This window comes from Nocardia carnea (assembly GCF_029868855.1).
In the GTDB taxonomy this organism is placed as follows: Bacteria; Actinomycetota; Actinomycetes; order Mycobacteriales; family Mycobacteriaceae; genus Nocardia; species Nocardia carnea_A.
The window spans coordinates 1-26,111 of sequence record NZ_JARWOV010000043.1; the positions used below are offsets into that span (position 1 = coordinate 1).

A 26,111-nucleotide genomic window follows, 5' to 3' on the forward strand; every position below is an offset into this window, starting at 1 on the left:
GTTCGAGGGTCACCGCCAGGGTGGTTCCGGTGAGCCGCCAGCCGTCGCCGTGGACCGCCGCGGCGCGGCGCAGAGCCAGTACCTCGGCATGGGCGGTGGGGTCGCCGGGGGCTTCGCGGGCGTTTGCGGCGCGGGGCCGCCCGCGGGGGGGGGGTTACTTTCCCTTTGTGGGGGGGCGGGCCCCCGGCGGCGGAACCGGCGGTATCAGCCGAGTTCGCGATTCAGGTTGGCCAGTACCTCGCCCTGGATCTTGCGCAGACCCAGCGGGGCGAAAATACCCTCGAAGATGCCGGCGATCCCGCCGGCGCCCTGCCAGGTGGTTTCCAGGGTCACGGTCGAACCGGAACCCGACGGGGTGACCTTCCAGGTGTTGACCAGCGTGGAGTTGGCGTCCTTCTCGGTGACCACGGTATCGGCCACGGAAACCTGGGCGCGGACATTGCGGACTCGTTTCTCGGTGGCCTGCAGGGTCCACTCGGCCACGGTGCCGTCACCCTGGCCGCCTTCCACCACCTTGTAGTCGCGATAGTGCGCGGAGAGAATCTTCGGCCGCACCTCCGTGTAGTCGGTGATGGCCGCCAGCGTGCGCTGCGGATCCGCCCCGACCTCGATCGAACTGCCGGCCTTGACCTGTCCCACTTGAACACTCCTTATACGGATGGGTTCTGACAGCTCCTATCCTGCCCTGTGCCCACCGAACCCGCCCCGTCAACCCGATAATTACGGACAAATGTCATAAAGCCGACCAATTCACAAACTCTCCCCGAAACGGTCACGCAAAGGATAACGCGCCGACAGTTTCACCCCGGACCGAACGTGCCCCGCAGGGGCCGGGCCGACAGGCACTCGACGGTCCCGCACCGAAAGCTCCGGCCTCAAAGACACAGATATGTGACATTTCATTACTGATGATCCCCCCGCGCTGGCCGACCAAGACCATGTAGGACTAGCGTCTAGACGTGGCAATGAGTCTGTTGGGGAAGGCCGGCCACGGTCCGGCCACAAACGAATCCGGGTTCGCCGCATATCGGGCAGGTGTCGACCGCCTGCTCGCGAGCTATCGTGCGATCCCGGCCGATGCCGATGTGCGACTGGCCAAGAAGACCTCGAATCTGTTCCGCGCCCGCGCGAAGAACACCGCACCGGGACTGGACGTCTCCGGATTGACCCGGGTGATCGAGGTGGATCCGCAGGCGAAAACCGCCGAGGTCGCGGGAATGACCACCTACGAAGACCTGGTGGCCGCCACCCTGCCCTACGGGCTCGCCCCGCTGGTGGTGCCGCAGCTCAAGACCATCACCCTGGGCGGCGCGGTAACGGGGCTGGGTATCGAATCCAGTTCCTTCCGCAGTGGCCTGCCGCACGAATCGGTACTGGAGATGGAGGTACTGACCGGGTCGGGGGAAATCGTCACCATCACCCCGGACGGCCCGGATGCCGATCTGTTCCGCGGGTTCCCGAACTCCTACGGAACCCTGGGCTACACCACCCGCCTGAAGATCGAGCTGGAATCGGTGCTGCCCTATGTAGCGTTGCGGCATCTGCGGTTCCACGATCTGCGTGAGCTCGAAGCCGCGCTGGAGCGGATCGTGCTGGAACGCAGCCATGACGGGGAAGCGGTCGATTACCTCGACGGTGTGGTGTTCAGCGCCGGCGAGAGCTATCTGACGCTCGGGCGGCAGACCGACGAACCCGGCCCGGTCAGCGATTACACCGATATGGACATCTACTACCGGTCCATCCAGCACGACGGTCCGGAGCCGAAACGCGACCGCCTCACCATCCACGATTACCTGTGGCGCTGGGACACCGACTGGTTCTGGTGCTCGCGCGCGTTCGGTACGCAGAACCCGAAGATCCGTCGTTTCTGGCCGAAACGCTACCGCCGCAGCAGTTTCTACTGGAAACTGATCGCTCTCGACCACCGCTACAACATCGGCGACAAACTCGAGGCGCGTAAAGGTAATCCACCGCAGGAACGTGTGGTGCAGGATATCGAGGTCCCGGTGGAACGCACCGCGGATTTCATGGAATGGTTCCTGCGCGAAATCCCCATCGAACCCATCTGGCTGTGCCCGCTGCGGCTGCGCGAGACCGGCGCGGCAACCGGAACCCAGCCGTGGCCGCTGTATCCGCTGCGGACCGGTCGCACCTACGTGAACATAGGCTTCTGGTCGGCGGTGCCGAAATCGCCCGGCCGGATAGATGGTGCGGCAAATCGTGCCATCGAGAAAACCGTCACCGAATTCGACGGACACAAATCCCTGTACTCGGATTCCTATTACGAACCCGAGGAGTTTGCCGCCCTTTACGGCGGTGAGAGATACAAAGAATTGAAGAAACGCTACGATCCCGACCAGCGCCTGCTGGATCTGTATTCGAAGGCGGTGCAACGCAGATGACGACATTCAAGGACAGATCCGATGCTTTTGCGGATCTGGGCACCCGGCTCAGTATCGCCGAAGTCGTCGAGACCTTGGTCGACGGCGATGTTCCCATCAAGCTGACCGCCTATGACGGCAGCACCACCGGCCCGGTGGATTCCGAATTCGCGCTCGAGATCCGCAATCCGCGCGGTATCAACTATCTCGCCAACGCGCCCGGTGACCTCGGATTGGCCCGCGCCTACATCGCCGGGGATATGGAAGCTGCGGGTGTGCACCCGGGCGACCCCTACGAGATCCTCGCGGCGATGACGGACCTGAAGTTCAAACGCCCGTCCGCGCTTTCGCTGGTGGCGATCGCCCGCTCGCTGGGCTGGGAGCGGCTGCGCCCGGTACCGCCGCCGCCGCAGGAGACAGTGCCGCGGTGGCGCCGGATCGCGATGGAGGGTCTGCGGCATTCCAAGGCCCGCGATGCCGAGGTCATCCATCACCACTACGACGTCTCGAACACCTTCTACGAGTACGTGCTGGGTCCCTCCATGACCTACACCTGCGCATGTTACGGCGAACGGGATTGGACGCTGGAGCAGGCACAGGAGAACAAGTACCGGCTGGTCTTCGAGAAGCTCCGGCTGAAGGAAGGCGACCGGCTGCTCGATATCGGCTGCGGGTGGGGTGGCATGGTGCGCTACGCCGCCAAACGCGGAGTCCGCGTCATCGGCGCCACCCTCTCGGCCGAACAGGCCGCGTGGGCACAGAAGAAGATTGCCGAAGAAGGACTGAGCGATCTGGCCGAGGTACGGCATTCGGATTACCGCGATGTGCCCGAGGACCAGTTCGACGCGCTGTCCTCCATCGGGCTCACCGAACATATCGGGGTCCACAATTACCCGTCGTACTTCCGGTTCATCCAGAGCAAACTGCGCGAGGGCGGGTTGTTCCTGAACCACTGCATCACCCGGCCGGACAACACCCGCACCACGAAGGCCGGCGATTTCATCGACCGCTACGTCTTCCCCGACGGCGAGCTCATCGGCTCGGGCCGCATCATCAGCGATATCCAGAATGTCGGACTCGAGGTCCTGCACGAGGAGAACCTGCGCGAGCACTACGCACTGACCCTCACGGAATGGTGCAAGAACCTGGTGGCCAACTGGGATGCCTGTGTCGCCGAAGCCGGCGAGGGCACCGCGAAGGTGTGGGGTCTGTACATGGCGGGTAGCCGGCTGGGTTTCGAGCGCAATGTGGTGCAGCTGCACCAAGTGCTCGGCGTGAAACTGGGCAGCTCCGGTAAACCGGAGGTGCCGCTGCGGCCCTGGTGGCAGCCCTAGACGTAGTACGCCCGCAAGGATCCGGCGCGTCCCGCCCGCAGCCATGTGCGGCGGGCCGCGACGGATCAGCTCAGCAGTTCGTCGAGGAAACGGATCGGGACACGGTTCTCACCCAGCGTGCGGACCGTGTCCGTTCCGTCCGGAGTGGACACCGGTAGATCGTCCCGCAGGACCCGCAGGATCTCGAGCACCGCCGGTCCCGCATCCAGCAGCGGCCTGGTCCAGCCGAGCTCGGCGCAGGTGGCGACCACCGGCGCCAGCAGCGCGGCGGCTTCACCGACCCAACCGGCGGCGGCCAGGGATTCGGCCAGCAGAAGCGAGAGGTCCAAATCGGCGCGAGGCCTGCCCTGTTCGCGGGTGCGGCTCTGTAGTGCCCGAGCGTGGCGGGCCGCGCGTTCGTGTTCCTGCCGGGTACCGCCGGCCAGTAGCGCCCGGATGGTGGCGATCTCGCCGGCCTCCATATCCAGGGCCGAGGGCGCCACCGGGAGCTCGGGGCCACGGCCGGGTTCGAGGAAGTCACCGGCGACGGCGGCGGTGCTTTCGGGGGCACGATCGGGCGCGACCACACCCAGCCGGAACTGCTCGGCCCGGATCTGCGCGGCCAGCCGGGTCAGCTGATGATCCGCGGCGATCCGTGCGCCCTCCCCCAGCCGCACCGCGGCCGCCGGTAGATCACCGCGCAGAGCTTTCACCCGGGCGCCGGTCACGATGGTGGCGATCAGCGATTCGATCGGCCCGACCCGGGCCACCAGCTGGTAGGACTCGTCGAACAGTTCCTCGGCGGCGGCCAGATCACCGCGCCGGTATTCGAGTTCGCCCAGCAGTCCGGCGGCGGCCCGGACACCGTGCGAGCGCGGCCCGGCCCGCATCTGGGCCGTCTTGTAGGCCTGCTGGTAGGCACTCAACGCCACCGCGATATCCAGCTGCTCGTAGGCGATGAGGCCGCGACCGCACCAGGCGAAGATCTCACCGAGCGGTTCCCGGGACCGCTCCTGATACGGTCGCGCCCACTCCAGCATTTCACTCGCCGCCCGATAGTCGAACTCGCAAATGCGCACGTAGGCGTGGATATTGGCGGCTGTGGCGACCGTCCAGGCGGGTAGTTCGCCGGGATGGCGCAGCGATTCGGCGACCTGTTCGAGTACACCGGCGGAGCGGTCGTGCGAGATCTCGTCGGCGGCGGCGAGTACATCGGCCTGGCAGCGCTGTTTCCGCACCTCCCCGTCGCCCTCCGGGCTGCGGGACAGCACATTCGACAGCCGATTCAGTGCCGAGCGGGCGGCAGTGGACTCTTGCAGGTTGACATTGGCCCGCGCGACCGCCATCAACAACTTCGAGCGCGAAGCCACCTGCTGAACGGGAAGTTTGGAAACCGAACCGAGCAGTGTCGCGACCCGGGAGCCGTCGATCAGATCCATACCGCCGTTCTCGAGCAGGTCCAGTGCCGTCTTGAAATCGGTCCCGGCCAGCGAATGGTCCACCGCGCGGCGCAGCAGCTGGTGCTCGGCGTACCACCGCGCGGCCCGGCGGTGCAGAGTTTTCGCCCGGCCCGGATCAGTCCGGTCCAGACGGGCCCGCAGATACTCGGCGAACAACGGCTGCATCTGGAACCATTCCGGTTCGTCATCGGCACGCCGCAGGAACAGCTCGCGCCGCTCCGCCTGTTCCAGCAGCCGCGGTGCCTCGGAATTACCGGTGAGCGCGATGGCCAGCGAACCGTTCGCCTGCTCGGCCACCGCGATCACGGAGAGGAAGTCGAGCATTTCGGGTTCGAGGGCGTCCAGCACGTTTTCGGCCAGATATTCACGGATACCGTGTCCGCCCTCGGACAGGCGTTCCACCAGACTGGCCGGGTCCGGATCGTCACGCAGCGCGAGACTGATCAACTGGATCGCGGCGGGCCAGCCGTCGGTGGCGGTGTACAACCGGTCCAGCTGTTCGTCGTCGAGGTCGAAACCGTTGCGGCGGACCAGGATCTCCCCGGCCTCGGCGCGGGTGAGCCGCAGCTGCGCGGAATCCAGCTGCACCAGTTCGTCGTTCATCCGCATCCGGCCGATCGGAAGTTCCGAGGGATCGCGGCTGGTCACCACGAGCCGCAGATGGTGGCAGCCGCTGTCCAGCAGGCTCGACAACACCCGCTTCGCGCCGGGATCGGAAAGCCGATGCCAGTCGTCGATGATCACCACCACCGGTTCACCGCTGGTATGCAGTTCGGTGATCAGGCTGGATACCGCGATGGTGACCGAATCCGCGGGCCGCTCCTCGAGCATCTGCCCCAGCCCGGCGCCGATATCGGGCCGCACCCGGTGAATGGCCTCGATGAGGTGGGCGAGGAACCAGACCTCGTGGTCGTCGCCGCTGTCGATCCCGATCCAGGCGACCGGCAGCCCGAGCCCTTCCAGTTCGTCGCGCCACTGCGCCGCCAGCACGCTCTTGCCGAAACCGGCGGGCGCGTGGATCACGGTGAGCCGGCGTTCCACGCCGGTGCGCAGTATTTCCAGGAGCCGTGGCCGGCGCACCGGTTCCCGGGGCGGTGTCGGTGGCCGGAACTTCGTGGCCGGGCTCGGCGGCAGAGTCGCCGGGGACCGGGGCCGGGCGCCCGCTGCCGCGGCCCGCCGACCGGAAGTGCTGCGGCGCGCACCTGTCTCGCCGGTGGTCTTTCGCGGACGCGAGCCGGTGCCGCTGATCCAGCCGGAGGCCGTCGGCGGCAGCAGCGGCCAGCTCCGGCGGGCGGTTACCGCGGGCGGCTGCCGATCATGCGCCGGCGGCCCCGTCTCCACCGCGGTGATCTCCGGGTCCAGTAGTGCCATATCGTCCGGCACCTGCCCGTGCGCTATCTGCACCTCACGCAGCATCTCACCGAACTCGTACGCGGAAGCCGGGCGGTCCTGCGGGTCCTGCGCCATCGCCTCTTCGATCGCGCCGGCCACGTCGGCGGGTATGTCCTGTTCCCGGAGATCGGGCACCGGTTGCGTGGTGATCCGCAGGAATTGCGCGACCACCCGCTCGCCGGCCTGCCGCTCGAACGCCGCATGACCGGTGAGCAGGGCGAACAAGGTCGCGCCCAGGCCGTATACATCGGACCGGACGGTGGGCTCGTTGCCCTTGAGCACCTCGGGCGCGGTGAACGCCGGTGAACCGGTGATCTGGCTGTCGGATGTACGGAAACCGCCGGGCATGCGGGCGATCCCGAAATCGGTGAGCTGCGGTTCACCGTACGAACTGAGCAGCACATTGGCCGGTTTCACATCGCGGTGCAGAATTCGGGTCCGGTGGGCGCTCTCGATCGCCCCGGCCAGCTTCACTCCGGCGCGCAACGTGTCGGCCCAGCTCAACGGGCCGAGATCGTGGATGAGACGTTCCAGCGACCCGTGCGTGGCGAACGGCATCACGATGAACGGCAGTCCAGTGGCAGTGACGTCCACCTGCAGGATGTCGACGATATTCGGATGCCCGGACAGCCTCCCCATCGCGTGCTCCTCGCGCAGGAACCGCTCCCGGCTCTCCGGGTCCAGATCCGACGACAGCACCTTGACCGCGACCACCCGGTCCAGTGCGCGTTGCACGCACCGGTATACGACACCGAACCCGCCGCGGCCGATCTCCTGAGCTTCGGTCAGCCCCATGGCGGCCAAGTCTTCGACTATGTGCTCCGGTTCGGCGCCCGCGGGCTCCGGACCATGTCCTGGAACTGCCATGGTGGGCTCGGGGCCACCCGGGCCGGACTCGTCGCCGCCCGGCTCATCGCTACCGGACTCCGCACTGTGGGCAGCGGCACCACCGGATTCCCAGGGGACCTCGGAACTCTGCTGTTCCAACTGTCCCGAAGCCGCGCGCTCGCTTTCCACCTCAGCGATTTCCGGTTCGGCGGCAGAGGTGACGTAGGAGTCCTCCGATTCGCGGCCCGGCGGGCCCGAACGCGTTCGTGGAATCATCTCACCACCTCGCACTCGTAACGAACCGGCTGCGGTGGGTACGCCGCCGCGGCGCCGTTCCGGTATCCACTTCCAACGTAGCGCGCGCAATACCCGGATGCGCGGCTTTCCTCCTCGCTCGCGTGTTGACTTGTCACCAGGGACTTCGCCACCCCGCGCGACCGTCGAACACGCCGGTCGGCGAAGGTCTGTGTGCAGTTCTGAGCGAGCCCTCGCCGTCGCGCTCGAACTCGCGGCCGCACATCTTCCGGGCAGCTCCCGGACAAGCCGGCTGATAAAGGTATATCCCCGGCATCCGACAACAAACAGGCATCACCGTCCCGTGCGCCTTCGGTCCCATGTATATCTATCGGCCGCGCATGCCCAACTGTTGCCGATTCCCGGACAGAGCCCGCCAATGTCTCCGGCCTACGACCGGACCATGGCCCAACCGCGACAAACGCACACAGCCCGCCCCACGCGCAGGTGGGACGGGCTGTGCCGGCTGCCGGTCCGGGCCATCGCCCGTCCGGGACTACTTACGCAGCGAGGCCGGGACCTCGAAGCGCTTACCGTACTTCTCCGCCAGTTCGTCGGCCCGGGCCACGAAGGCTTCCTGGCCACCGGGGTAGCCGACGATGAACTGGTGCACGCCACCGGTCCAGGCCGGGAACCCGATACCGAAGATCGAGCCGATATTCGCGTCCGCGGTGGACTCGAGCACACCTTCGTCGAAACACTTCTGGGTTTCGATGGCCTCGGCGAACAGCATGCGGTCGATCAGGTCCTGCAGCGGCACGTTGAAACCGGTGGTGGTCTTGAAGTGCTCGCGCAGCTGCGGCCAGATGTTGAGACGCTTGCCGTTTTCGTCGTACTCGTAGAAACCGGCCTTCTCGAGACGACCCGGGCGACCCTGCTCGACCATGTAGTCGACCACGTCGATGGCCGGATGCCGCTCGGTGCCCATGGCGGCGTCGCCGGCCTTGGCAGCCTCTTCGGTCTCCCGGGCGATCTTCTGCATGAGCTTCATGTTCAGCTCGTCGGTCAGCTGCAGCGGCGGGGCCGGGTAGCCCGCCTGCGAACCGGCCTGCTCGATGGTGGCGGGCTCGATGCCCTCACCCAGCATGGCGATCGCCTCGTTGACGAAGGTGCCGATCACGCGGGAGGTGAAGAAACCGCGGCTGTCGTTGACGACGATCGGGGTCTTCTTGATGGCGAGGGTGTAGTCGAACACCCGGGCCAGGGCCTCGTCGGAGGTCTTCTCACCCTTGATGATCTCGACCAGCGGCATCTTGTCGACCGGCGAGAAGAAGTGGATACCGATGAAGTCCTGCTCGCGCTTGACACCCGCGGCCAGACCGGTGATCGGCAGGGTCGAGGTGTTGGAGCCCAGCAGCGCGTCCGGGGTGACGATATCCTCGATCTCCTGGAACACCTTGTGCTTGAGCTCGGTGCTCTCGAAGACGGCCTCGATCACGAAGTCGACGCCCTCGAAATCGGCGACATCGGCGCTCGGCTTGATCCGGTCGAGCAGCGCCTTGGACTTCTCCTCGGTGGTCTTGCCCCGGGACAGCGCCTTGGCCTCGATCTTCTCCGAGTAGCCCTTACCGCGTTCGGCCGCCTCGATGGTGACGTCCTTCAGCACGACCTCGTAGCCGGCCTTGGCGGAGACATAGGCGATACCGGCGCCCATCATGCCCGCGCCGAGCACGCCGACCTTCTTGATCTCGCGCTTGGGGACATCCTTCGGCCGCGAACCACCGTTGTTGATGGTCTGCAGATCGAAGAAGAACGCCTGGATCATGTTCTTCGCGACCGGCCCGGTGAGCAGGTGCACGAAGTAGCGGGACTCGATCAGCGAGGCATCGTCGATGCCGACCTGCGAGCCCTCGACCGCCGCGGCCATGATGGCGCGCGGGGCCGGCATATTGGCGCCCTTGAGCTGTTTGCGCAGGTTGGCCGGGAAGGCCGGGAGCTGGGCGGCGAACGCCGGGCTGGCGGGGGTGCCGCCCGGGATCTTGAAGCCCTTCTTGTCCCACGGCTGCACGCCGCCTTCGGGGTTGGCCTTGATCCACGCCTTGGCGGCGGGCACCAGTTCGTCGACCGAGCCGACCAGCTCGTCGACCAGGCCGATCTCCTTGGCCTTGGCCGGCTTGTTGCGCTGGCCCTGCAGCAGCACCTGCATCAGCGCGTTCTGCAGGCCGAGCATGCGCACGGTACGGATGATGCCGCCGCCGGCGGGCAGCAGACCGAGGGTCGCCTCGGGCAGGCCGATCACGACGCCGGGGATATCGGCCGCGATCCGGTGATGGGTCGCCAGCGCGATTTCCAGGCCACCACCCAGCGCGGCCCCGTTGATCGCGGCCACGACGGGCTTGCCGAGGGTCTCCAGCCGGCGCAGCGCCGACTTGATCTCGGTCAGCTCTTCCATCAGCTCCGGACCGTTGTCCGGGCCGACCTGCATCATGTTCTTCAGATCGCCGCCGGCGAAGAAGGTCTTCTTCGCGGAGGTCAGCACGACACCGGTGATGTCGTCCTTCTCGGCCTCCAGCCGGTCGACCGTTTCGGTCATCGACTTCTTGTAGAGCTCGTTCATCGTGTTGGCGCCCTGGTTCGGGTCGTCCATCGTCAAAACGACGATGCCGTCCGAATCCTTCTCCCAACCGATCATGTTGGCTTCGCTCACAGCTTTGTGTCTCCTTGTTGAATCAGTGACCGGTGGGATCAGACCCGCTCGATGATGGTGGCCACACCCATGCCGCCGCCGATGCACAGCGTGACGAGGGCGCGACGGGCGCCGCGGCGCTCCAGTTCGTCGACCATGGTGCCGGTGATCATGGCGCCGGTGGCGCCCAGCGGGTGGCCCATGGCGATAGCGCCGCCGTTGACGTTCAGCTTCTCGTCCGGGATCTGCAGATCCTTCTGGAACTTCAACACGACCGAGGCGAAGGCTTCGTTGATCTCGAACAGGTCGATATCGTCGACGGTCAGACCGGCCTTGGCCAGCACCTTCTTGGTGGCCGGGGTGGGTCCGGTGAGCATGATGGTGCTGTCGGCGCCGCTGGTGGCGGTGGCGACGATCCGGGCCCGCGGGGTCAGGCCGGAGGCCTTACCGGCTTCTTCGGTGCCCACCAGCACCAGCGCGGCACCGTCGACGATGCCGGAGCTGTTGCCGCCGTGGTGGACGTGGTCGATCTTCTCGACGAAGTGGTACTTCTGCAGCGCCACCGCGTCGAAGCCGCCCATTTCGCCGAGCCCGGCGAACGACGGGTTCAGCTTGGCCAGGTCCTCCAGGGTGGTGCCGGGCCGCATATGCTCGTCGCGGTCCAGCACGGTCAGGCCGTTGATGTCCTTGACCGGGACGATGGATTTGGCGAAGTAGCCGCCGGTGGTCGCCTTGGCGGCCAGCTCCTGAGAGCGCACGGCGTAGGCGTCGACGTCCTCGCGGGAGAAGCCCTCGATGGTGGCGATCAGGTCGGCGCTGATGCCCTGCGGTACGACGTAGGTGTCGTAGTTGGTGGCCGGGTCGAGCATCCAGGCGCCGCCGTCGGAGCCCATGGGGACGCGGGACATGGACTCGACACCACCGGCGAGTACCAGATCGTCGAATCCGGAGCGCACCTTCTGGGCGGCCATGTTCACGGCTTCCAGGCCGGAGGCACAGAAGCGGTTGATCTGCACACCGCCGACGGTTTCGGGCAGGCCGGCGGTCAGCACGGTGGTGCGGGCGATATCGGAGCCCTGGTCACCGACCGGGGAGACGACACCGAGGATCAGATCCGAGATACGGTCCTCGTCCAGGTTCGGGAAGCGGTTGCGCAGCTCCTGCACCAGGCCAGTGGTGAGATCGATCGGCTTGACCGAATGCAGCGACCCCTTCTTGTTGCGGCCGCGCGGGGTGCGGATGGCCTCGTAGATGTAGGCCTCTGTGGTCATATCGGAGTGTTTCCTTCCTAGGAATACGCCCGCCCGCACCTGGCGGAGCAGACGCGAGTTACCTCGCCGACCGGCCGTTCGACCGACCGTCCGTATTCAGTTGGCAGCGCGCTCACGGGCCGGAGAACCCGCGCGGGCATACGCTGTACAAACCACGGCACGAACCAGCGGACGGGTTTCCGGCGGCCCGCTCGTCAGGGCCCACCATAGAACCTCGCCTCGCGGAAGTCCGCAGCCACCCGCCCATAGTACCGCCGGATGCGAACTCCGGTTAACTTAACGTGGTCGAACCGGTGCTTGTCAACCATTCAACGGGGTGGCGCCCAGCTCACTCGCCAGCAATTCCAGAGCGACCTCGTCCGGATCGCGCCGCTGCCCCGGATCGACCGGCCGCGCGGCGTCGGCGAGCATCTCCTGCTCCTCCTCCGGAGTGGACGCCGGAACGGGGCCGGATCCGTAACCGTAATCGTCCGGCCCGGGATCGTCGGGGAGGTCCGGATAGTCCGGCGGGGGTATGTCGTCGTAGGGGGTCCCGGCGCCGCCCGGGCCGGAATTCCCGGGCGCCGCCGAACCGGGATCGCCGGCCGCCGAACCCGCCCGGGCTGCCTGGCTGGGCCGGGAGAACCGGGGGGCCGCGGCCCGGCGGCCGGATGCACCCGCCGCGCGGTTCGGCCCGGCCTCCCCACTACCGGCTCCGGCCTGCGCCGTGCCCCCGGCACCGGCGGCCTTCGTATTGCTGCCGGTCGCGGACTCCCCCCGCACGGATTCGCCCTCATCGGCCCCGGGCCGGCCGGTCCACGTCCGGCGCGGACCGCCTCGACGCCCCCCTTCGGAATCACCGGAGTCGGTATCGCCGGACCGCCGCCCACCCCGCTCCCGGCCCCCGGGACCCCGCGAAACCTGCTGACCGGTCACCACCCACCGCACCGGATGTTCGTGCCCGAGCACCGCGGCGACCGCGGACCGGACGGCCTCCATCGGCTGAGGCTGGGACAACCGCTGCACCAGCGCCGCATGGTGGGCGAGGACGATCTCACCCTGCTCCACACCGGCGACGGATGCACCGGAGGTGAGCATCGCACCGATGGTCGGCCCGAATTCCCGGACCTTCACCTTGATCTCGGCCCAGGCGGCCTCCACGGCGGCCAGCAACTCGGCGTCGGTATCCGGACCGGCGGCCCGGGCAGGGGCAGCAGATTCCATATCGGACCGGCCGGTGTCACCGTTTTCCGCGGTGGAACGGTCCGCGCCGGTCCCCGTCGTACGTTCCGGGTCGGCCGCACCACCGGACGCCTGCGCGGCCGGCCGGCCGGCCTCGGCTGGGTCGGCATCCGCACGATCGCGCGCACCGGGCGCTGCCTGGGGCCCGGCACGATCGGCGCCCGCTTCCCTCGCCGGACGATCCCGATCACCAGCAGACCCCTGCGCACCCGGCCGGTTTTCCGCACGACTCCGATCACCGGTGGCCGCAGACGCGATCGCACCGCCTTCCTCACCGGCGTCGTTCTTCGCCCGATCCTCACCGGCCGCACGCTCGTCCGCACCGACTCCCAGCGATGGAGAAACTCGATCATCAGCAGCGCCCCGAGTTCCCGGCTGGTTTTCCGCACCGGTGCCGGCACTCGAACTTTCGCCTGGGGCCGTCTGCACGGCAGCACGATCCACCGCGCCGGGCTCCGCCGGGGAGCGGGGTCCGCTCTCCACGCCGGTCGTCGCCCGCGTATCCGCAGCGCGCGCATCGTCGAGGCCCGGCGCCGGGTCCATGTCTCCGGCTTCCGAAACGCCCTGTGGTTGCCCTGGGCTGCCGGGTTCGGCGATATCGGTCCGCACCGGACCCGTCGGCTGCGACGGTCTCGTGGGCTGGCCGGCCGCAGGTGCGCGGTGCGGGCCGCCGCCGGTCGGCGCGACCGCTGTATCGGACGAATCCTGTGCAGCAGAGGCTGTCCGGTTCCGAGGATCCGGATCCGCCGGTCGTGGGGCGGGGCCGGCGGTGTGGGCGCCCGGCGGGGTATCGGCGGCGGAACCGCCGGGTGTGGGCGCAGTCTTGGATTCGCGCAGCGCCGCCAATGCCTCGGCTCCGCGCCGCCGGGACGGGTCCGCGGCGGGCCGGGCGGGTGCGGAGGGCGCACCAGCGGACACCTGCCCCGGCTCGGCCGCACCTGCGGCCGGGGCAGCCGCAACTCCGGAAGCCACCCGCCGCTCCAGCTGTTCCAGCCGCTGCAGGGTCGCGGCATCGGAGGTATCGGCCGCGGGGAGCAGCATGCGGGAACAGACGACCTCGAGCAGCAATCGCGGCGCCGTGGCACCACGCATCTCCCCCAGACCGGCATGCAGGAGTTCGGCGCAGCGGGTGAGCGTCGCGGGTCCCAGCCGGGTGGCCTGATCGCGCATCCGGTCCAGCAGGTCGCCGGGTGCGGCGACGAGACCGCGTTCGGTGGCATCCGGTACGGCCTGCATCAGGATCAGGTCACGCAGCCGTTCGAGCAGATCCACCGCGAAACGGCGTGGGTCGTGGCCGGCCTCCATCACCCGGTCCACCGTGCGGAACAGCGCGGCGCCGTCGCCTCCGGCCAGCGCGTCGATCGCATCGTCGATCAACGCCACATCGGTCACCCCCAGTAATGCGACGGCGCGCGCATAGGTGACGCCGTCGCTACCGGCGCCCGCGAGCAACTGGTCGAGAACACTCAAGCTATCCCGCGGGGAACCCCCGCCGGCCCGGATGACCAGCGGATACACCGCCTCGTCCACCGGTACCTGTTCCTGGTCGCAGATATCGCCGAGCAGGCCCCGCATCGTGGCGGGGGGCAGCAGCCGGAACGGGTAGTGATGGGTGCGCGACCGAATGGTCGGCAGCACCTTTTCGGGTTCGGTGGTGGCGAATACGAAGATCAGATGTGCCGGCGGTTCCTCGACGATCTTCAGCAGCGCATTGAATCCGGCGGTGGTCACCATATGCGCCTCGTCCACGATGAACACCCGATAGCGCGACTCGGCCGGCGCGTAGAAGGCACGATCACGCAGTTCGCGGGTGTCGTCCACACCGCCGTGGCTCGCCGCGTCCAGCTCGATCACATCGAGGTTCCCGCCGCCTCCCGGAGCAAGCGATACACACGACGCGCAGGTACCGCACGGGGTCGAGGTGGGACCTTCCGCACAGTTGAGCGATCGCGCCAGAATCCGGGCGGACGAGGTCTTCCCGCAACCACGCGGACCGGAGAACAGGTACGCATGACTGATCCGCCCGGTATCGAGCGCAGTACACAGCGGGTCGGTGACATGCTCCTGGCCCACTACGTCAGCGAACGTTGCCGGTCGGTACTTCCGGTACAGAGCCACGCGGAGAGTCTAAGGCGAACCTACGACTCGTGAGGCCGGGCCCTTCGACTACTTCCATCCGTGGGTTAACAGCGTTACGCTAACGTCATTAACCCATCTAGGCGGGGGCCCTGCTCATGCTGATCCGAATCGCACAACTCGTTACCAGGTTTCCGCGGGCGATACTCGTCGGCGCACTGGCCGTCGCGCTGCTGTGCGGCATCTTCGGCGCCACCGCCGCGTCGGGACTGAAATCCGGCGGATTCGTCTCCTCGGACGCCGAATCGACACAGGCAGGCGAGTTGCTCGCGGACAACTTCGAAGGCGCCGCACCCAATTACATCCTGCTGGTCGACTCGTCGGAAGGCGTCGATACCCCCGCCGTACGGGCCCGGGTCCAGGCGGCGATCGACACGATCGGGGCGCACCCGGACACCACCAGCGTCCAGTCGTACTGGACCGCACCGTCACCCGCGGTGGCCTCGGCACTGCGCAGTACCGACGGAAAATCGGGGCTGATCGCGGTGCACCTGGACGGTGACGAAACACAGATGCAGGAAGCCGCGGGTGAGATCAGCGCCCAGGTGACCGGCACGAGCGACGGGGTCACCGTCCGGGCGGGTGGCGCGGCCGCGACCTTCCACGAGGTCAACGAGCAGATCACCCACGACCTGGCGGTCGCCGAGGCCGCGGCCATACCGCTGACCTTGATCGTGCTGGTACTGGTGTTCGGCAGCCTGATCGCGGCATCGCTGCCGCTGCTTGTCGGGTTGTTCGCGATCGCCGCCACACTGGCGATTCTGCGACTGTTCACACTGTTCACCGATGTGTCCATCTACGCCATGAACCTCACCACCGCACTCGGTCTGGCACTGGCGATCGACTACAGCCTGTTCATCGTGAGCCGGTTCCGGGAAGAGCTCGCGGGCGGTCTGGACCCCCGTGCCGCAACCGTGCGCGCCTTGCAGACAGCGGGCCGCACCGTGCTGTTCTCCGCTCTCACCGTGGCATTGTCGCTTTCGGCGATGCTGGTGTTCGACCTGTACTTCCTGCGCTCGTTCGCCTACTCCGGCGTCGCTGTCGTGGTGGCCGCGGCGGCTGCCTCGGTGATCGTCCTGCCGGCGGCGCTCGTACTGCTGGGTCACCGGGTGAACGCGCTGGACCTACGCGCACCGCTGTTGCGTTTGTTCGGACGCGAACCGGCGCCGCTGGGCGCCATGGTGCCGGAACGGACGGGCTGGTATCGGCTGGTGATGCGGGTGATGCGGTTCGCTGTCCCGGTGTCCCTGGTGATCGTGGCGCTGCTGCTGGCGCTGGGCTCCCCGTTCCTCTCCGTGAAGTTCGGCTATCCCGACGAGCGTGTGCTCCCCGAGTCCGCCGCCAGCCGGCAAGTGGGCGACGAGGTGCGCGCCGAATTCCCGCGGGCCGATCCGGGCGGTAACACCACGATCGTGCTGAACGGCTACCAGGACGAGCAAGGCGTTGCCGCATACGCGTCCCAGTTGTCCGAAGTCGACGATGTCACGGGAGTCTTGTCCAGCGCGGGAGTGTATGTCTCCGGTAACCGGCTCGCGCCCACTCCGCCGGGGATGGCCAACGACACCGGCACCTATCTGACCGTGAACACCTCCCTCGACCCGTTCTCCCCCGCCGGAGGCGACCAACTGACGGAACTCCGGGCAGTGCCGGCCCCGGCGCCCCCGCTCTTCTCCGGGGCCGCCGCGATGAACGAGGATTCCCTCGACGCGCTGGCCGACCGGCTCCCCCTGGCGGCACTCCTCATCGTGCTGGCCACTTTCGTAGTGCTGTTCCTGTTCACCGGCAGCGTCATCCTGCCGCTGAAAGCACTGCTACTGAACACCCTTTCGCTCACGGCGGCCTTCGGCGCCATGGTGTGGATATTCCAGGACGGCCACCTCGAGGGTCTGCTCGGTTTCACCGCCGTCGGCTACCTGGTACCGACCATGCCGATCCTCATGTTCTGCCTGGCCTTCGGCCTGTCCATGGACTACGAGGTTTTCCTGCTGTCCCGGATCCGGGAAGAATGGCTGCACCGCCGCGCCGGCCGCACCGGCGGCGAATTCGCGGCCGAGGACAACACCGCGTCCGTCGCCATCGGCGTGGCCCGCACCGGCCGGATATTCACCGCCGCCGCCGTACTGATGGCCATCGTGATCGGCGCACTGGCCACCTCGCAGGTCTCGTTCATCCAGCTGATGGGGTTGGGTTTGACGTTGACGGTGCTGGCCGACGCCACCATCATCCGCGCGCTGCTGGTGCCGGCGCTGATGCGATTGATGGGCCCGCTCAACTGGTGGGCCCCGAAACCGCTGGCCCGCCTGCACGACCGGTTCGGGCTCGGCGAGGAAACCGGGCCGCGCCCGGCCGCCGCCGAACCACCGGTGCGCGTATGACCGGGCGGCCGCGGTCACCGCGTGGATCCGGTGGTCGCCTACGCGCGGAGATCATCGCCGCCACCCGGGAACTGCTCGAACGGACGGGCAGTGTCGAGGCCGTATCGATTCGCGCGGTCGCGGGGATGGTGGGTGTCAGCGCACCGTCGATCTACCGGCATTTCGCCGATAAGGAAGCGCTGATCGAGGCTGCGGTGGCCGAGGTTTTCGAAGCGTTGAACACCGCCATGCAGGCCGCGGTCGACCCGGCCGACCCCCCGCCGCTGCGGCTGCGGCGGCTCGGCTTGGCCTATGTCCGTTTCGCCCTCGACCATCCCGAGCAGTACCGGCTGGCCACCATCCCCACCCATACCTCCGGCGCAGTGGACCTGGTCCTCAGCAGTGGCGCCTACCGCTACTTCACGACCACAGTCGAAGAATCCATGGCAGCCGGATTGATCGACCGCGGTGACCCGACCCCACTGGTTCTCGAACTCTGGGCCGCCGCGCACGGTATCGCCTCCCTGCTGCTGGCGAAACCGTTTCTGCCGTGGGGCGATCCGATGGCCGTGGCCGCCCGGGTTCTCGACGCGGCCTGTGCCGGACACGTCGTCACCGAATTGATCGGCCCGGAGGCAGGTCCGGAGCAGATGACCGACTGGCTCACGCAACTGCGAAACCGGGTGCGCGGCACCGGGCGGGCCGCCGGCTGACTCAGCTCACCGCATCGTCCGGTGCCGTGAAGGTGTTGCACTGGGCCGTCCGGTTGTGCTCCACCCCGAGCCCGAACCAGCGCCCGCCGTTCTCCGGCGTACCGTGATCGCGCATATCGCCGCGCTGATCACCGCGATGGTCGGCGTCGGTGCGCGCCTGCGACATCTGCTCATCCGTCAGCGAACCGCCGTCGGCGGAGGACGACAGATACATCCCGTCGAAACAGTTGGCCTGCAATTCGACCCGGCGCGACAGTTCCAGCCCGTCCGGGGTCTGCACGCCCACATCGACGCGTTCGCTGTTCGCCGCGAGGAGGATGCCGGACAGGTTCTGGATATGGTGGCCGTACTCGTGCGCGAACACCGACAGGTAGACCACCCAGTCGTCGCCGTAGTAATCGGTTTGCAGCTGGCTGATCGGCATATACACAGTGCGATTGGCCGGGCAGTAGAACGCGGCGAAATCGCTGGTCGAGCCGGTACACGGGGTAGAGATGCCCTCGGTGGTGGCCGATACCTCGACAGTCGGCGGTTCGAAGGGCAGCCCTGCGGATTCCAGTACCGGCTGCCAGGCCGCCTGCAGGCATTTCTCGGCGCTTCCGAAAAAGGCGCGGGCCGTTTCCTCGTCGGTCGACCACTCGGTGTAGGGGCAGTCGGCGGGGATCAGGGTGGCATCGGTGTCGGTGAGCAACGGATTGGTGCCGGTTGCAGCGGGCCCGGTCTCGCCCGTGTCGTAACCGCGGTCGGGTTGCGGTCCGAGCACGCTCAGGCCCCCCGAATCCAGTGCCCCGCGAACCAATGCCGCCACCACGAACGCGATGATTGCGAGCAATATCCCCAGCGTCCGGCCGCCACCACGCCGGGGTCTGGCCTGACGACCCCGCGGCGGGCGCTGCGGGACGGGCGGCGGCATGGGCGGGGCCACGATCGGCCGATAACCTGGTATGGGACCGCGCTGTGGCGGCGGCCCCGGCCGGGGTGGATAGCCGGGCCACTGCGGCGGATACCCCGGAGCGGCCGGATATCCGGGGCGGGCACCGTGTGGTGGCGGCTGCTGCGGCCGGCTCGGCGGTGGACCGAAGGGTGGTCGTCCGTGTGGTGGATTCGGCTGTCTGCCAGGAGGAACCGGTCCACGTTCATAAGGTGGTCGAGTCACTCCCCCGGTCCCTCTCGAATTCTCCGAACGCCAACAGCCGCTGACGCAGGATAGCAAGCTGTCTAAGGTTACGAACCATGCTCACTTTTCGGGGGGGCGCCGCGGCGCTACTACTCGCACTGACCGGATTGTTCACCCTGTTCGCGCCGACCGCCCGGGCTCAGGAGCCCGCCGGTGTGATCTTGAACTTGGACATGACCCTCAGCCGCGAGGGAGTCCTCGAGGTGACCGAGCGAGTGACCGTCCCGCCCGGTGGGCAATTCACCATGTCCCTGCCGCTGCGAGTACAGATCAGCGAGGATTCCGAACGCCGGTTCGCCGTCACCGATATCGAAACGACCGGTCCCGGGAACGCACAGGTGGCCGATGATCTGTTCACCATCGAGGCCGCGCCGGGCGAATCGACCTTCCGCTACTCGGTGCAGAACACGGTCAGCGATGCCGAGGGCAGCCAGGTGTTCCGCTGGTTCGGGGTGCTCAACGTCGATATCGCCGAAATCCACGCCACCCTGATCAGCCCGAGTTTCGAGATGGGCATCGTGGAATGCCTGCTGGGGCCGATCGGTGACACCCGGCCGTGCGCTCAGGTGCACATCGAACCCGACGGGGTGCTGTACCTGGATCAAACGAACCTGCGCAAGGGTGAATCGGTGGATCTGACGCTGCAGATCCCGCCCGGCACCGTACCGTCGAACGCCGATATCAGCGGTCCCGGGAGCTCACCGTTCGCGATCACCGGTCCGGTCCTCGTCGCGTTCGCACTGCTGCTGGCCGCGTCGGCCGCGCTCGCCGGCTACCTCCTCTGGGCACGGCGGCACACCGGCGCCGCCGACCCGATGCAGCCGCTGATCCACGCCGACGGCCGCACCCAGTTCAGCTCTCCCGCGGGCATCCTGCCGGGTGCGGCGGGCGTTCTGCTCGACGGGCACGCCGATACCACCGATATCGCCGCCACCGTCGTCGACCTCGCGGTGCGCAACTACCTCTGGATCGGCCGCATCGGCGAAACCCAGTGGCGGATGGTCCGGGTCAACCCGGCAGACGAACAGCTGCGGCCCTACGAGCGAGCGATCTACGACGCGCTGCTCCCTGCTGGTACGAACGAGGTCACGGTCGCCGATCTGGGTGTCCCGGGCCGGCTCGCGAGCGACCCGCTACGCCGCACGATGCTCGCGGATGCGGTCGAACGCGGCGCGTTCATCGACCCCACCCGCCGCCGCGTACCGCTCTGGCTCGGCGGCGCCCTGATCGTCCTGGGTGCCGGGGTGACCGTCGCCGCGGCGCTGCTCTCCGGCCACGCGCTGGTGGGCGTCGCGATCGCCCTCGCCGGCGCCGCATTGCTCGCGGCCCAGCGTTTCCTGCCCACCCGCACCGCGTACGGGCGCGCGCTCACCGGCCAGGTGCACGGACTGCGACAGGGCCTGGAACAGGTGGACAGCACGCAGATCCCGGCCGGCGACCGGGAGCTGGTGTTCTCCCGCGGACTGCCCTACATGATCGTCTGGAGCCGCGCCGACAACTGGGTACGCACCTTCCGCGATATCGACCCGTCCGCCGACGACGATCCGGGTCTGTACTGGTTCGGCGGTTTCGAGGGCGACCGGGACCTGCACCGGTTCGCCGGGCACTTCCCCTACTTCATCACCGCGGTGGAGGGTGTGTTCTCGGCGAGCTGACGTGCTGGTCGTCCGGCTCACCGATCGAGCCCAAGCGGCGAACGACTTCGGTCCGAACCTGCGCGTGTGCAGCCGGACAGGTTCGGACCGGTGGAGCCGGAATTCATGCGCCGCGCACCCGAGAAGGACAGGGCCCGAGGGGCGCATGAGTTATCGAACGGGTTGTCAGGCCTGGATACGGCGCAGTGCGGCGACGGGGTCGGTGTAGAGGGCACTCAGCGAAGTGACGACGGCCGCGAATTCCTGCACCTTCGACGCGTAACCGGTGACACGGATATCGGTGGGCGGCAGCACCGTCGCCTCGTTGAAGGAACTCGCCACATGCGCCAGGCCGGGGCGGTAGGTGGTGAAGGCCTGTCCGCCGAGCACCACTCGATCCGGGTTGAGCATATCCCGCACCAGGGCGACCGTCCGGCCGAGAACGGTGGCGCGTTCGGCGAGCAGTTCGCGGGCCGGTTCCGAACCACGCACCGCGGCGCGGTAGAGATCGCCGATGGTCGAGCTGGCTTTACCGTTGTACGCGGGAATGATTCCACGACCCACCGCGCGGGCATGTAGCGCGCGATCACCGACGGTGGCCTCCAAGCAGCCGCGCCGGCCGCACTGGCATTCGACCTCCGAGCCGGTCGGCAGATGCGCGATCGAGCCCGGCCCGTTGCTCGGCGTGTGCACACGACCGTCGAGCGTCACCGAAATACCGGCCGTCTCACGGACATAGAAGTACAGGCTGCTCCCGTGCGCATGCGCTTGTCCGGACGCGTCGCCCGAATCCTGCTGTACGCCGGGTAACAACAACTCTGCGGCCGCCATCGCCTCGACATGCGGCGCCACCGAAATCGGCAGCCCGAGCACCTCGCTGAACACCGCGCCGACCGGCGCCGCCTGCCAGCCGAGTTTCGGATGGTCGACCACACCCGTACCCGGGTCGACCCGGCCGCCGATCGCCACCCCGACCCACAGCGGAGTGCGCCGATACCAGCGCTGCAGAAAGGATTTCGCACTGTGCGCGACGGTTTTGACGGCGAACTCCTGACCCGTTTGCGGAGTCGCGATGGTGAGGCCGCCGAGGATGCGACCCCGCAGATCGGCGACCACGATGCGAGTGGAGGTGGAACCGATATGGACGCCCAGGGTGCCGAAGGTGTCGATATCCACTTCGAACGGAACCCGGGGCCGGCCCACCGCGCCGGAGGCGGTGAGATCGGCACGTTCGCGCAGCAGTCCGGCGGTGAGCAGCGCCGAGACCTGCCGATTGACGGTCGCGATACTCAATCCGGTGGCGCGAGCGGTTTTGTCCCGGAACACCGGACCGGTGGTTGCCGACCGCAGCACGGCGGCGGCGGGGTTATCGGAGATCCGCAGGTCCGGGGGTACGACCGGGCGGGGTACACGGGTACGGGTGGTGGAAGCCGGCGACGCGATGCGTTCGGCGGTGCGGACAGCCATATGATTTCCTCGAGTATTCCGGCCTGGGCCGGTATATGCCTACAGATATTGCAACGAGGCGGCGAGTGGATGGGAATCGCTCAACCGCGGCGGCGGGAGCAACACAACTCACGGGTGAGCGGCAACCGCAGACCGAGCGCAGCGGTCACATAAGTGACCGGCTTCGGATTGGTGCCGCTGGTAGACATAACAAATAAATTAACACCCGGTACGGCGCCGCACCAAGAGGTTCGTTCGCAACGGATCCTTGATTCGGGCGTTTCGCCAGTTCAGAGGCAGGTTTCCGGCGCGCCTTCGAACAACGTCACTCCGGTCGCCCACGCGAATCTGCAAGGAAAAATCCATATCGGGCACCCGCCCGCGAGGATGCATCCGCCGGTGAGCCGATATCCGCAAACGCGTGGTGAATCGCGGGTACCCAGCCCCGTATATTCTCCGCAAATTTCCGGGGAATATTCCCCGGGGTGCGATGGAGAATAATTGTCCGGCACTGCGCGGGGAATATTCCCCCGTCGACACGGGGAATGCACGGGTTCGCGCCGACCGGGCGACTCCGCATCGGCGGAATCCCCCGCGCCGGGGACATCGACCCTGGTCCGGGACCTTTTCCGCTGCTATGCTCCGACCACGAGGCGGGGAGTCCGAAGGGGGAAGACGATGTCCGTACCAGATCTGGGACAGCAGGCGGGGATTCGGCTGTACGCAGCGGCCCGGGCCGGGGAATTCCACATGTCGGCGGATGTCGCCCGGGAACTGGCAGTGTCCTGCGATCGGCTCGTGGAACGAGTGCGACAGGCCAGGACCGGCGCCGCGAACCTCACCCGGGTGTCCGGTTTCCCGGATCTCCCCTCCGGCCGGGGACTGACCGCGGGGTTCGGCGCGAAGGGCCGGGAATACCTGGAGGTACTCGACGCCTTCGAGCAGGCCGCCCTCCGGCACAAAGCGGCCTACTTGGCCGCGGCGGCACTGTTCGGGGAGGCCGACGCGGCGAACGGCGCTGCTCTGGCCGCTGCGGTGGCGGATACCCCGTGAGGTACGGCATCATATCGAATTACGCAGGGGTGCAGCAGAATTGAAACCACACGGTCCGGGTCGCTCAATCGGCGGCCGTGGACCGGCAGGCAAGGGGGCCGACCGTGACATATCAGGGGCAGACCGGTACGACGAGCACCGGCATCGATCCGGCCTACGTACCGGATCGTGAAGTGTTCGACGCCTATACCCATCAGCAGATCTGGGACCTGGCGCGCGAGCGGCTGGTACCGGCCGAACTGCGCCGGGTAGCGGACGCGTGGGATCGTGCCGCCGACGCATTGGAATCGGCGTTCGACGAGCACGCCCGCGATATCACCCGGCTGTCCGGCGAGTGGTCCGGTATCGCAGCCGCCGCCGCGGTCGATGCCGCGACCGCGCTGGTGCGGGCCGGCGGCGATACCGCCGGCGTCTGCCGCGTGCTCGGACAGCTCATGGCGGCGAACGCCGATGCCGCCGAATCGGTTCGGACAGCCGTACCGCCGCCACCGGAGCCCTATCGACCGGACCCGGATCCCGCGGTGGAGGCGGCCACCGGAGCGCAGCGCCGCGCCACCTACAACCTCGCGGCGGCCGCGGCGACAGCGGCCGCCCAGGACGCCATGACCTTCGGTTACAACCCGACAATTCCGGCGAGTGGCGACAGCGTTCCCCGGTTTCCCGCCGTGGTCACCACCGCACCGGAAAGCCCAGCGGTATCGGTGGTTTCGGGTTCACGCGGGGCAACGACACCGAGCACGGAGCCCGGGGCGGCCGTCGGATCGGATCCCGGGTCACCGAAGGCGGATCCGCCGGGGCCCACGGCTCCGCACACCGACGGGAACTCCGCCCCCGGCCGCACCGGCGACGAGCCGCAACCACTGTTCGGAAACGATTCCGCCCCCACGCCGACCACGCCGGAGGATGGACCGCGGCCGCCACGTACACCGTCCGATTCCGCACCGGAGGCAGGCGCCGCAGAGCCATCGGCCGAATTCCCGCAACCGGCGGATCCTCCGGCGCCGGACCCGTCCGAGTCCACGGAAACGCCCGCAGCCGAGACAGCACCCGCTGCCGGATCTGCGCCGGACACCCAGCCCGCCCGCTCGGAACCCGCGGCACAACCTGCCACGGTCCCGGCCGACCGCGGGGCGGGCCCGGTCGGCAGCCCCGGTACCACCGACTTGTCGCCACGCTCACCGGCCAATCCACCGACCCCCGCTACAGTCGCCCCGATCCCACCCGGCCCCGGCCCGGCCGGGTCTGTTCACACCTCGCCCCCCAGCGTCTCGGGTGGCGCCGCCCCAGCGCCCCACATCGGTCCGGCCGGCGGACCCCCGGCTCCCGCGCATGCACAGGGCAGCAATACCCCTCAATACCGTCCTGCGCCGAGCCCGCCGCCCGCCGTAACCAATGGCCCGGGAACAGCCTCTGTCAGCGCCCCGGGCAGCGCTCCCGGTGCCCCCGCACCCGCTTCGGGCACCTCGGCCGCCGGCACAGCAGGGAATCCGTTGCCCGAAGCCGGGAACCCGGCGTCCAACGGACCCGGCAGCGCGGCGTCCAGCAACCGAGTCGCTCCCTCCGAGGCCGGGTTCGACCGTCCGGGCCGCGCCTGGCCGGACGGCCCGGAAACCCCGGCCGGTGCAGAGCCCGGAATCACCGGCCCCGGGGCACCGGTGGCCCCGGCGCCGACCGCCTCAGGTCTGCACGCTGTCGCCGGTCTGCACGCTGTCGCCGGCACCGCGGCGGTTCCGTACTTCCCCGACCCGGCCATCCGGCCACCGGCCGGCCATATCGATCCGGTGGCAGAGCCACCGCTGCCCGGCAACCGAGAAGCGCTCGGCCCCGCTGGAACAGGCTTGGAGGGGTCGCGGACGGAAGGACATGAAAATACCGGGGCACGGCCGGTACGTCTGGTCCCGACGGGTGTGCCCATGCCGCCCACCGTCGGCACACCTCCGCCCCGGCCGGTCGATTCCGAGCGGTCCAGCCCCGACTATCTGCACGCACCGAACGAGGAATTGACCGCGACCGATCCCAAGGTGCCCCCGGTACTCGGCGAATACACCGGAACGGAACGAGCCGAACGCGGCGACCCGGGTGGCGGGAGCCGCTGATGGAATGGGTGTTCACGCCGGACGAGTTCAGCTACATCTGGCAGACCGAGACAGGACTCGACCGGCGGCCCCATCCCATCGATCTCGCACCGCGGGCCACCGCCGCCACCGAGAGCGCGCGGTCGGTATTGGAGCTGGAACGCCGGTTCCCGCCCAACGGCGACGCCGACCTCACCGGAACTCTGCGCTTTCTCGCCCGGACCGATGTCACCCGGGTGACCGTATTCGGGGACGATTTCGACGGATCCGGCCATCGCGGCGATCCCGTGCTCGCGGTCGCGGTCGGGTTCGGCAACTGGGGCGCGCTGATACGCGCGCAGAACGAGGAGATCACCCTGATCGCCTGTCACGCCCGGACGGTCGGCAAACATCTGGTCAGCACCTTGGGCCCCGCCCGGGCCGGGCGCCTACCTGCCATGCGCGAACCACGCGCCGCGGTACTCTGCCCGGAGCAGGGACCCGGCGCACCCGGCACCGCCGAGATCCGGGCACGACGGCTGCGGGAAGCGCTGCACCGGCCGATCGACGCCCGCGGGTTCTTCACCATCACGATCGCGCCGGAGAACCCGATGTCCCCGCCGCCGATCCACCGCACCTGGCTGGATTTCACCGGCGACGGACGCTACCTGCTCGCCGCCGGCGCCGACCTGTCGCTCACCCCGGTCGGCGATTCCGGTCTGGCGGCCGAACTCGCCCGGCTCGCGCGCCTACGCTGA

Annotated in this window: 15 protein-coding genes and 1 pseudogene; 8 read left to right on the forward strand and 8 right to left on the reverse strand. The window is 68.1% G+C overall.

What is annotated here, in order from left to right; translation table 11 throughout:
• Together QH195_RS03510 and QH195_RS03515 are read right to left on the reverse strand one after the other, a co-directional pair.
• Positions 1-133, reverse strand: a pseudogene (locus QH195_RS03510) (nucleoside deaminase); the annotation flags it as partial.
• Positions 134-204: 71 nt separating this feature from the next.
• On the reverse strand, positions 205-639 hold the full coding sequence (locus QH195_RS03515) for an SRPBCC family protein (RefSeq protein ID WP_280434298.1): 435 nt from the start codon (positions 637-639) through the stop codon (positions 205-207).
• Between the two features lie 326 nt (positions 640-965).
• Here QH195_RS03515 and QH195_RS03520 point away from each other — a divergent pair, with 326 nt between their 5' ends.
• Both QH195_RS03520 and QH195_RS03525 read left to right on the forward strand, forming a co-directional pair.
• Positions 966-2,402: an FAD-binding oxidoreductase gene (locus QH195_RS03520; protein WP_280434323.1), complete on the forward strand. Its 1,437-nt coding sequence runs from the start codon at positions 966-968 to the stop codon at positions 2,400-2,402.
• A complete protein-coding gene (locus tag QH195_RS03525; protein WP_280425007.1) occupies positions 2,399-3,715 on the forward strand; it encodes a class I SAM-dependent methyltransferase in 1,317 nt (438 codons plus the stop codon). Before QH195_RS03520 ends, QH195_RS03525 begins: the two co-directional genes overlap by 4 nt.
• Positions 3,716-3,780: 65 nt before the next feature.
• On the opposite strand, the gene QH195_RS03530 is transcribed toward QH195_RS03525, so the two are convergent.
• The 4 genes from QH195_RS03530 to QH195_RS35155 form a co-directional block, all read right to left on the reverse strand.
• Entirely contained in the window at positions 3,781-7,650 is a 3,870-nt protein-coding gene (locus tag QH195_RS03530) for a protein kinase domain-containing protein (protein ID WP_432278824.1), read from the reverse strand.
• A gap of 514 nt (positions 7,651-8,164) precedes the next feature.
• Positions 8,165-10,315 carry a 3-hydroxyacyl-CoA dehydrogenase NAD-binding domain-containing protein gene (locus QH195_RS03535; RefSeq protein WP_280434299.1) on the reverse strand — a complete coding sequence of 717 codons (2,151 nt, stop codon included), beginning with the start codon at positions 10,313-10,315 and terminating at the stop codon, positions 8,165-8,167.
• Between the two features lie 38 nt (positions 10,316-10,353).
• Positions 10,354-11,565, reverse strand: coding sequence for an acetyl-CoA C-acetyltransferase (locus QH195_RS03540; RefSeq protein ID WP_280425009.1), 1,212 nt, complete (start codon positions 11,563-11,565; stop codon positions 10,354-10,356).
• Positions 11,566-11,865: 300 nt separating this feature from the next.
• Positions 11,866-14,904, reverse strand: a complete 3,039-nt coding sequence (locus tag QH195_RS35155) for a DNA polymerase III subunit gamma and tau (RefSeq protein WP_432278825.1) — start codon at positions 14,902-14,904, stop codon at positions 11,866-11,868.
• Positions 14,905-15,020: 116 nt separating this feature from the next.
• On the opposite strand from QH195_RS35155, the gene QH195_RS03550 reads away from it, so the two are divergent.
• Positions 15,021-17,297, forward strand: a complete 2,277-nt coding sequence (locus QH195_RS03550) for an MMPL family transporter (RefSeq protein ID WP_280434300.1) — start codon at positions 15,021-15,023, stop codon at positions 17,295-17,297.
• Entirely contained in the window at positions 17,294-17,989 is a 696-nt protein-coding gene (locus QH195_RS03555; protein WP_280425012.1) for a TetR/AcrR family transcriptional regulator, read from the forward strand. The genes QH195_RS03550 and QH195_RS03555 overlap by 4 nt, the downstream gene beginning before the upstream one ends.
• A 1-nt stretch (position 17,990) precedes the next feature.
• Here QH195_RS03555 and QH195_RS03560 read toward each other — a convergent pair whose 3' ends face one another.
• Positions 17,991-18,821 (reverse strand): neutral zinc metallopeptidase, encoded by an 831-nt coding sequence (locus QH195_RS03560; RefSeq protein WP_280425013.1) that lies wholly within the window; start codon positions 18,819-18,821, stop codon positions 17,991-17,993.
• 401 nt (positions 18,822-19,222) lie between these two features.
• Here QH195_RS03560 and QH195_RS03565 point away from each other — a divergent pair, with 401 nt between their 5' ends.
• Positions 19,223-20,821, forward strand: a complete 1,599-nt coding sequence (locus QH195_RS03565) for a DUF2207 family protein (RefSeq protein WP_280434301.1) — start codon at positions 19,223-19,225, stop codon at positions 20,819-20,821.
• A 165-nt stretch (positions 20,822-20,986) separates the two neighbouring features.
• Here QH195_RS03565 and QH195_RS03570 read toward each other — a convergent pair whose 3' ends face one another.
• The gene (locus QH195_RS03570; protein WP_280425015.1) at positions 20,987-22,267 is read right to left on the reverse strand and encodes an ROK family protein; all 1,281 of its coding nucleotides are present in this window, start codon (positions 22,265-22,267) and stop codon (positions 20,987-20,989) included.
• A 657-nt stretch (positions 22,268-22,924) separates the two neighbouring features.
• On the opposite strand from QH195_RS03570, the gene QH195_RS03575 reads away from it, so the two are divergent.
• The 3 genes from QH195_RS03575 to QH195_RS03585 all read left to right on the forward strand — a co-directional run bounded on the left by QH195_RS03575 (position 22,925) and on the right by QH195_RS03585 (position 26,111).
• A complete protein-coding gene (locus QH195_RS03575; protein ID WP_280425016.1) occupies positions 22,925-23,299 on the forward strand; it encodes a hypothetical protein in 375 nt (124 codons plus the stop codon).
• A 104-nt stretch (positions 23,300-23,403) separates the two neighbouring features.
• The gene (locus QH195_RS03580; protein WP_280434302.1) at positions 23,404-25,395 is read left to right on the forward strand and encodes a hypothetical protein; all 1,992 of its coding nucleotides are present in this window, start codon (positions 23,404-23,406) and stop codon (positions 25,393-25,395) included.
• Positions 25,395-26,111, forward strand: coding sequence for an ESX secretion-associated protein EspG (locus QH195_RS03585; protein WP_280434303.1), 717 nt, complete (start codon positions 25,395-25,397; stop codon positions 26,109-26,111). The genes QH195_RS03580 and QH195_RS03585 overlap by 1 nt, the downstream gene beginning before the upstream one ends.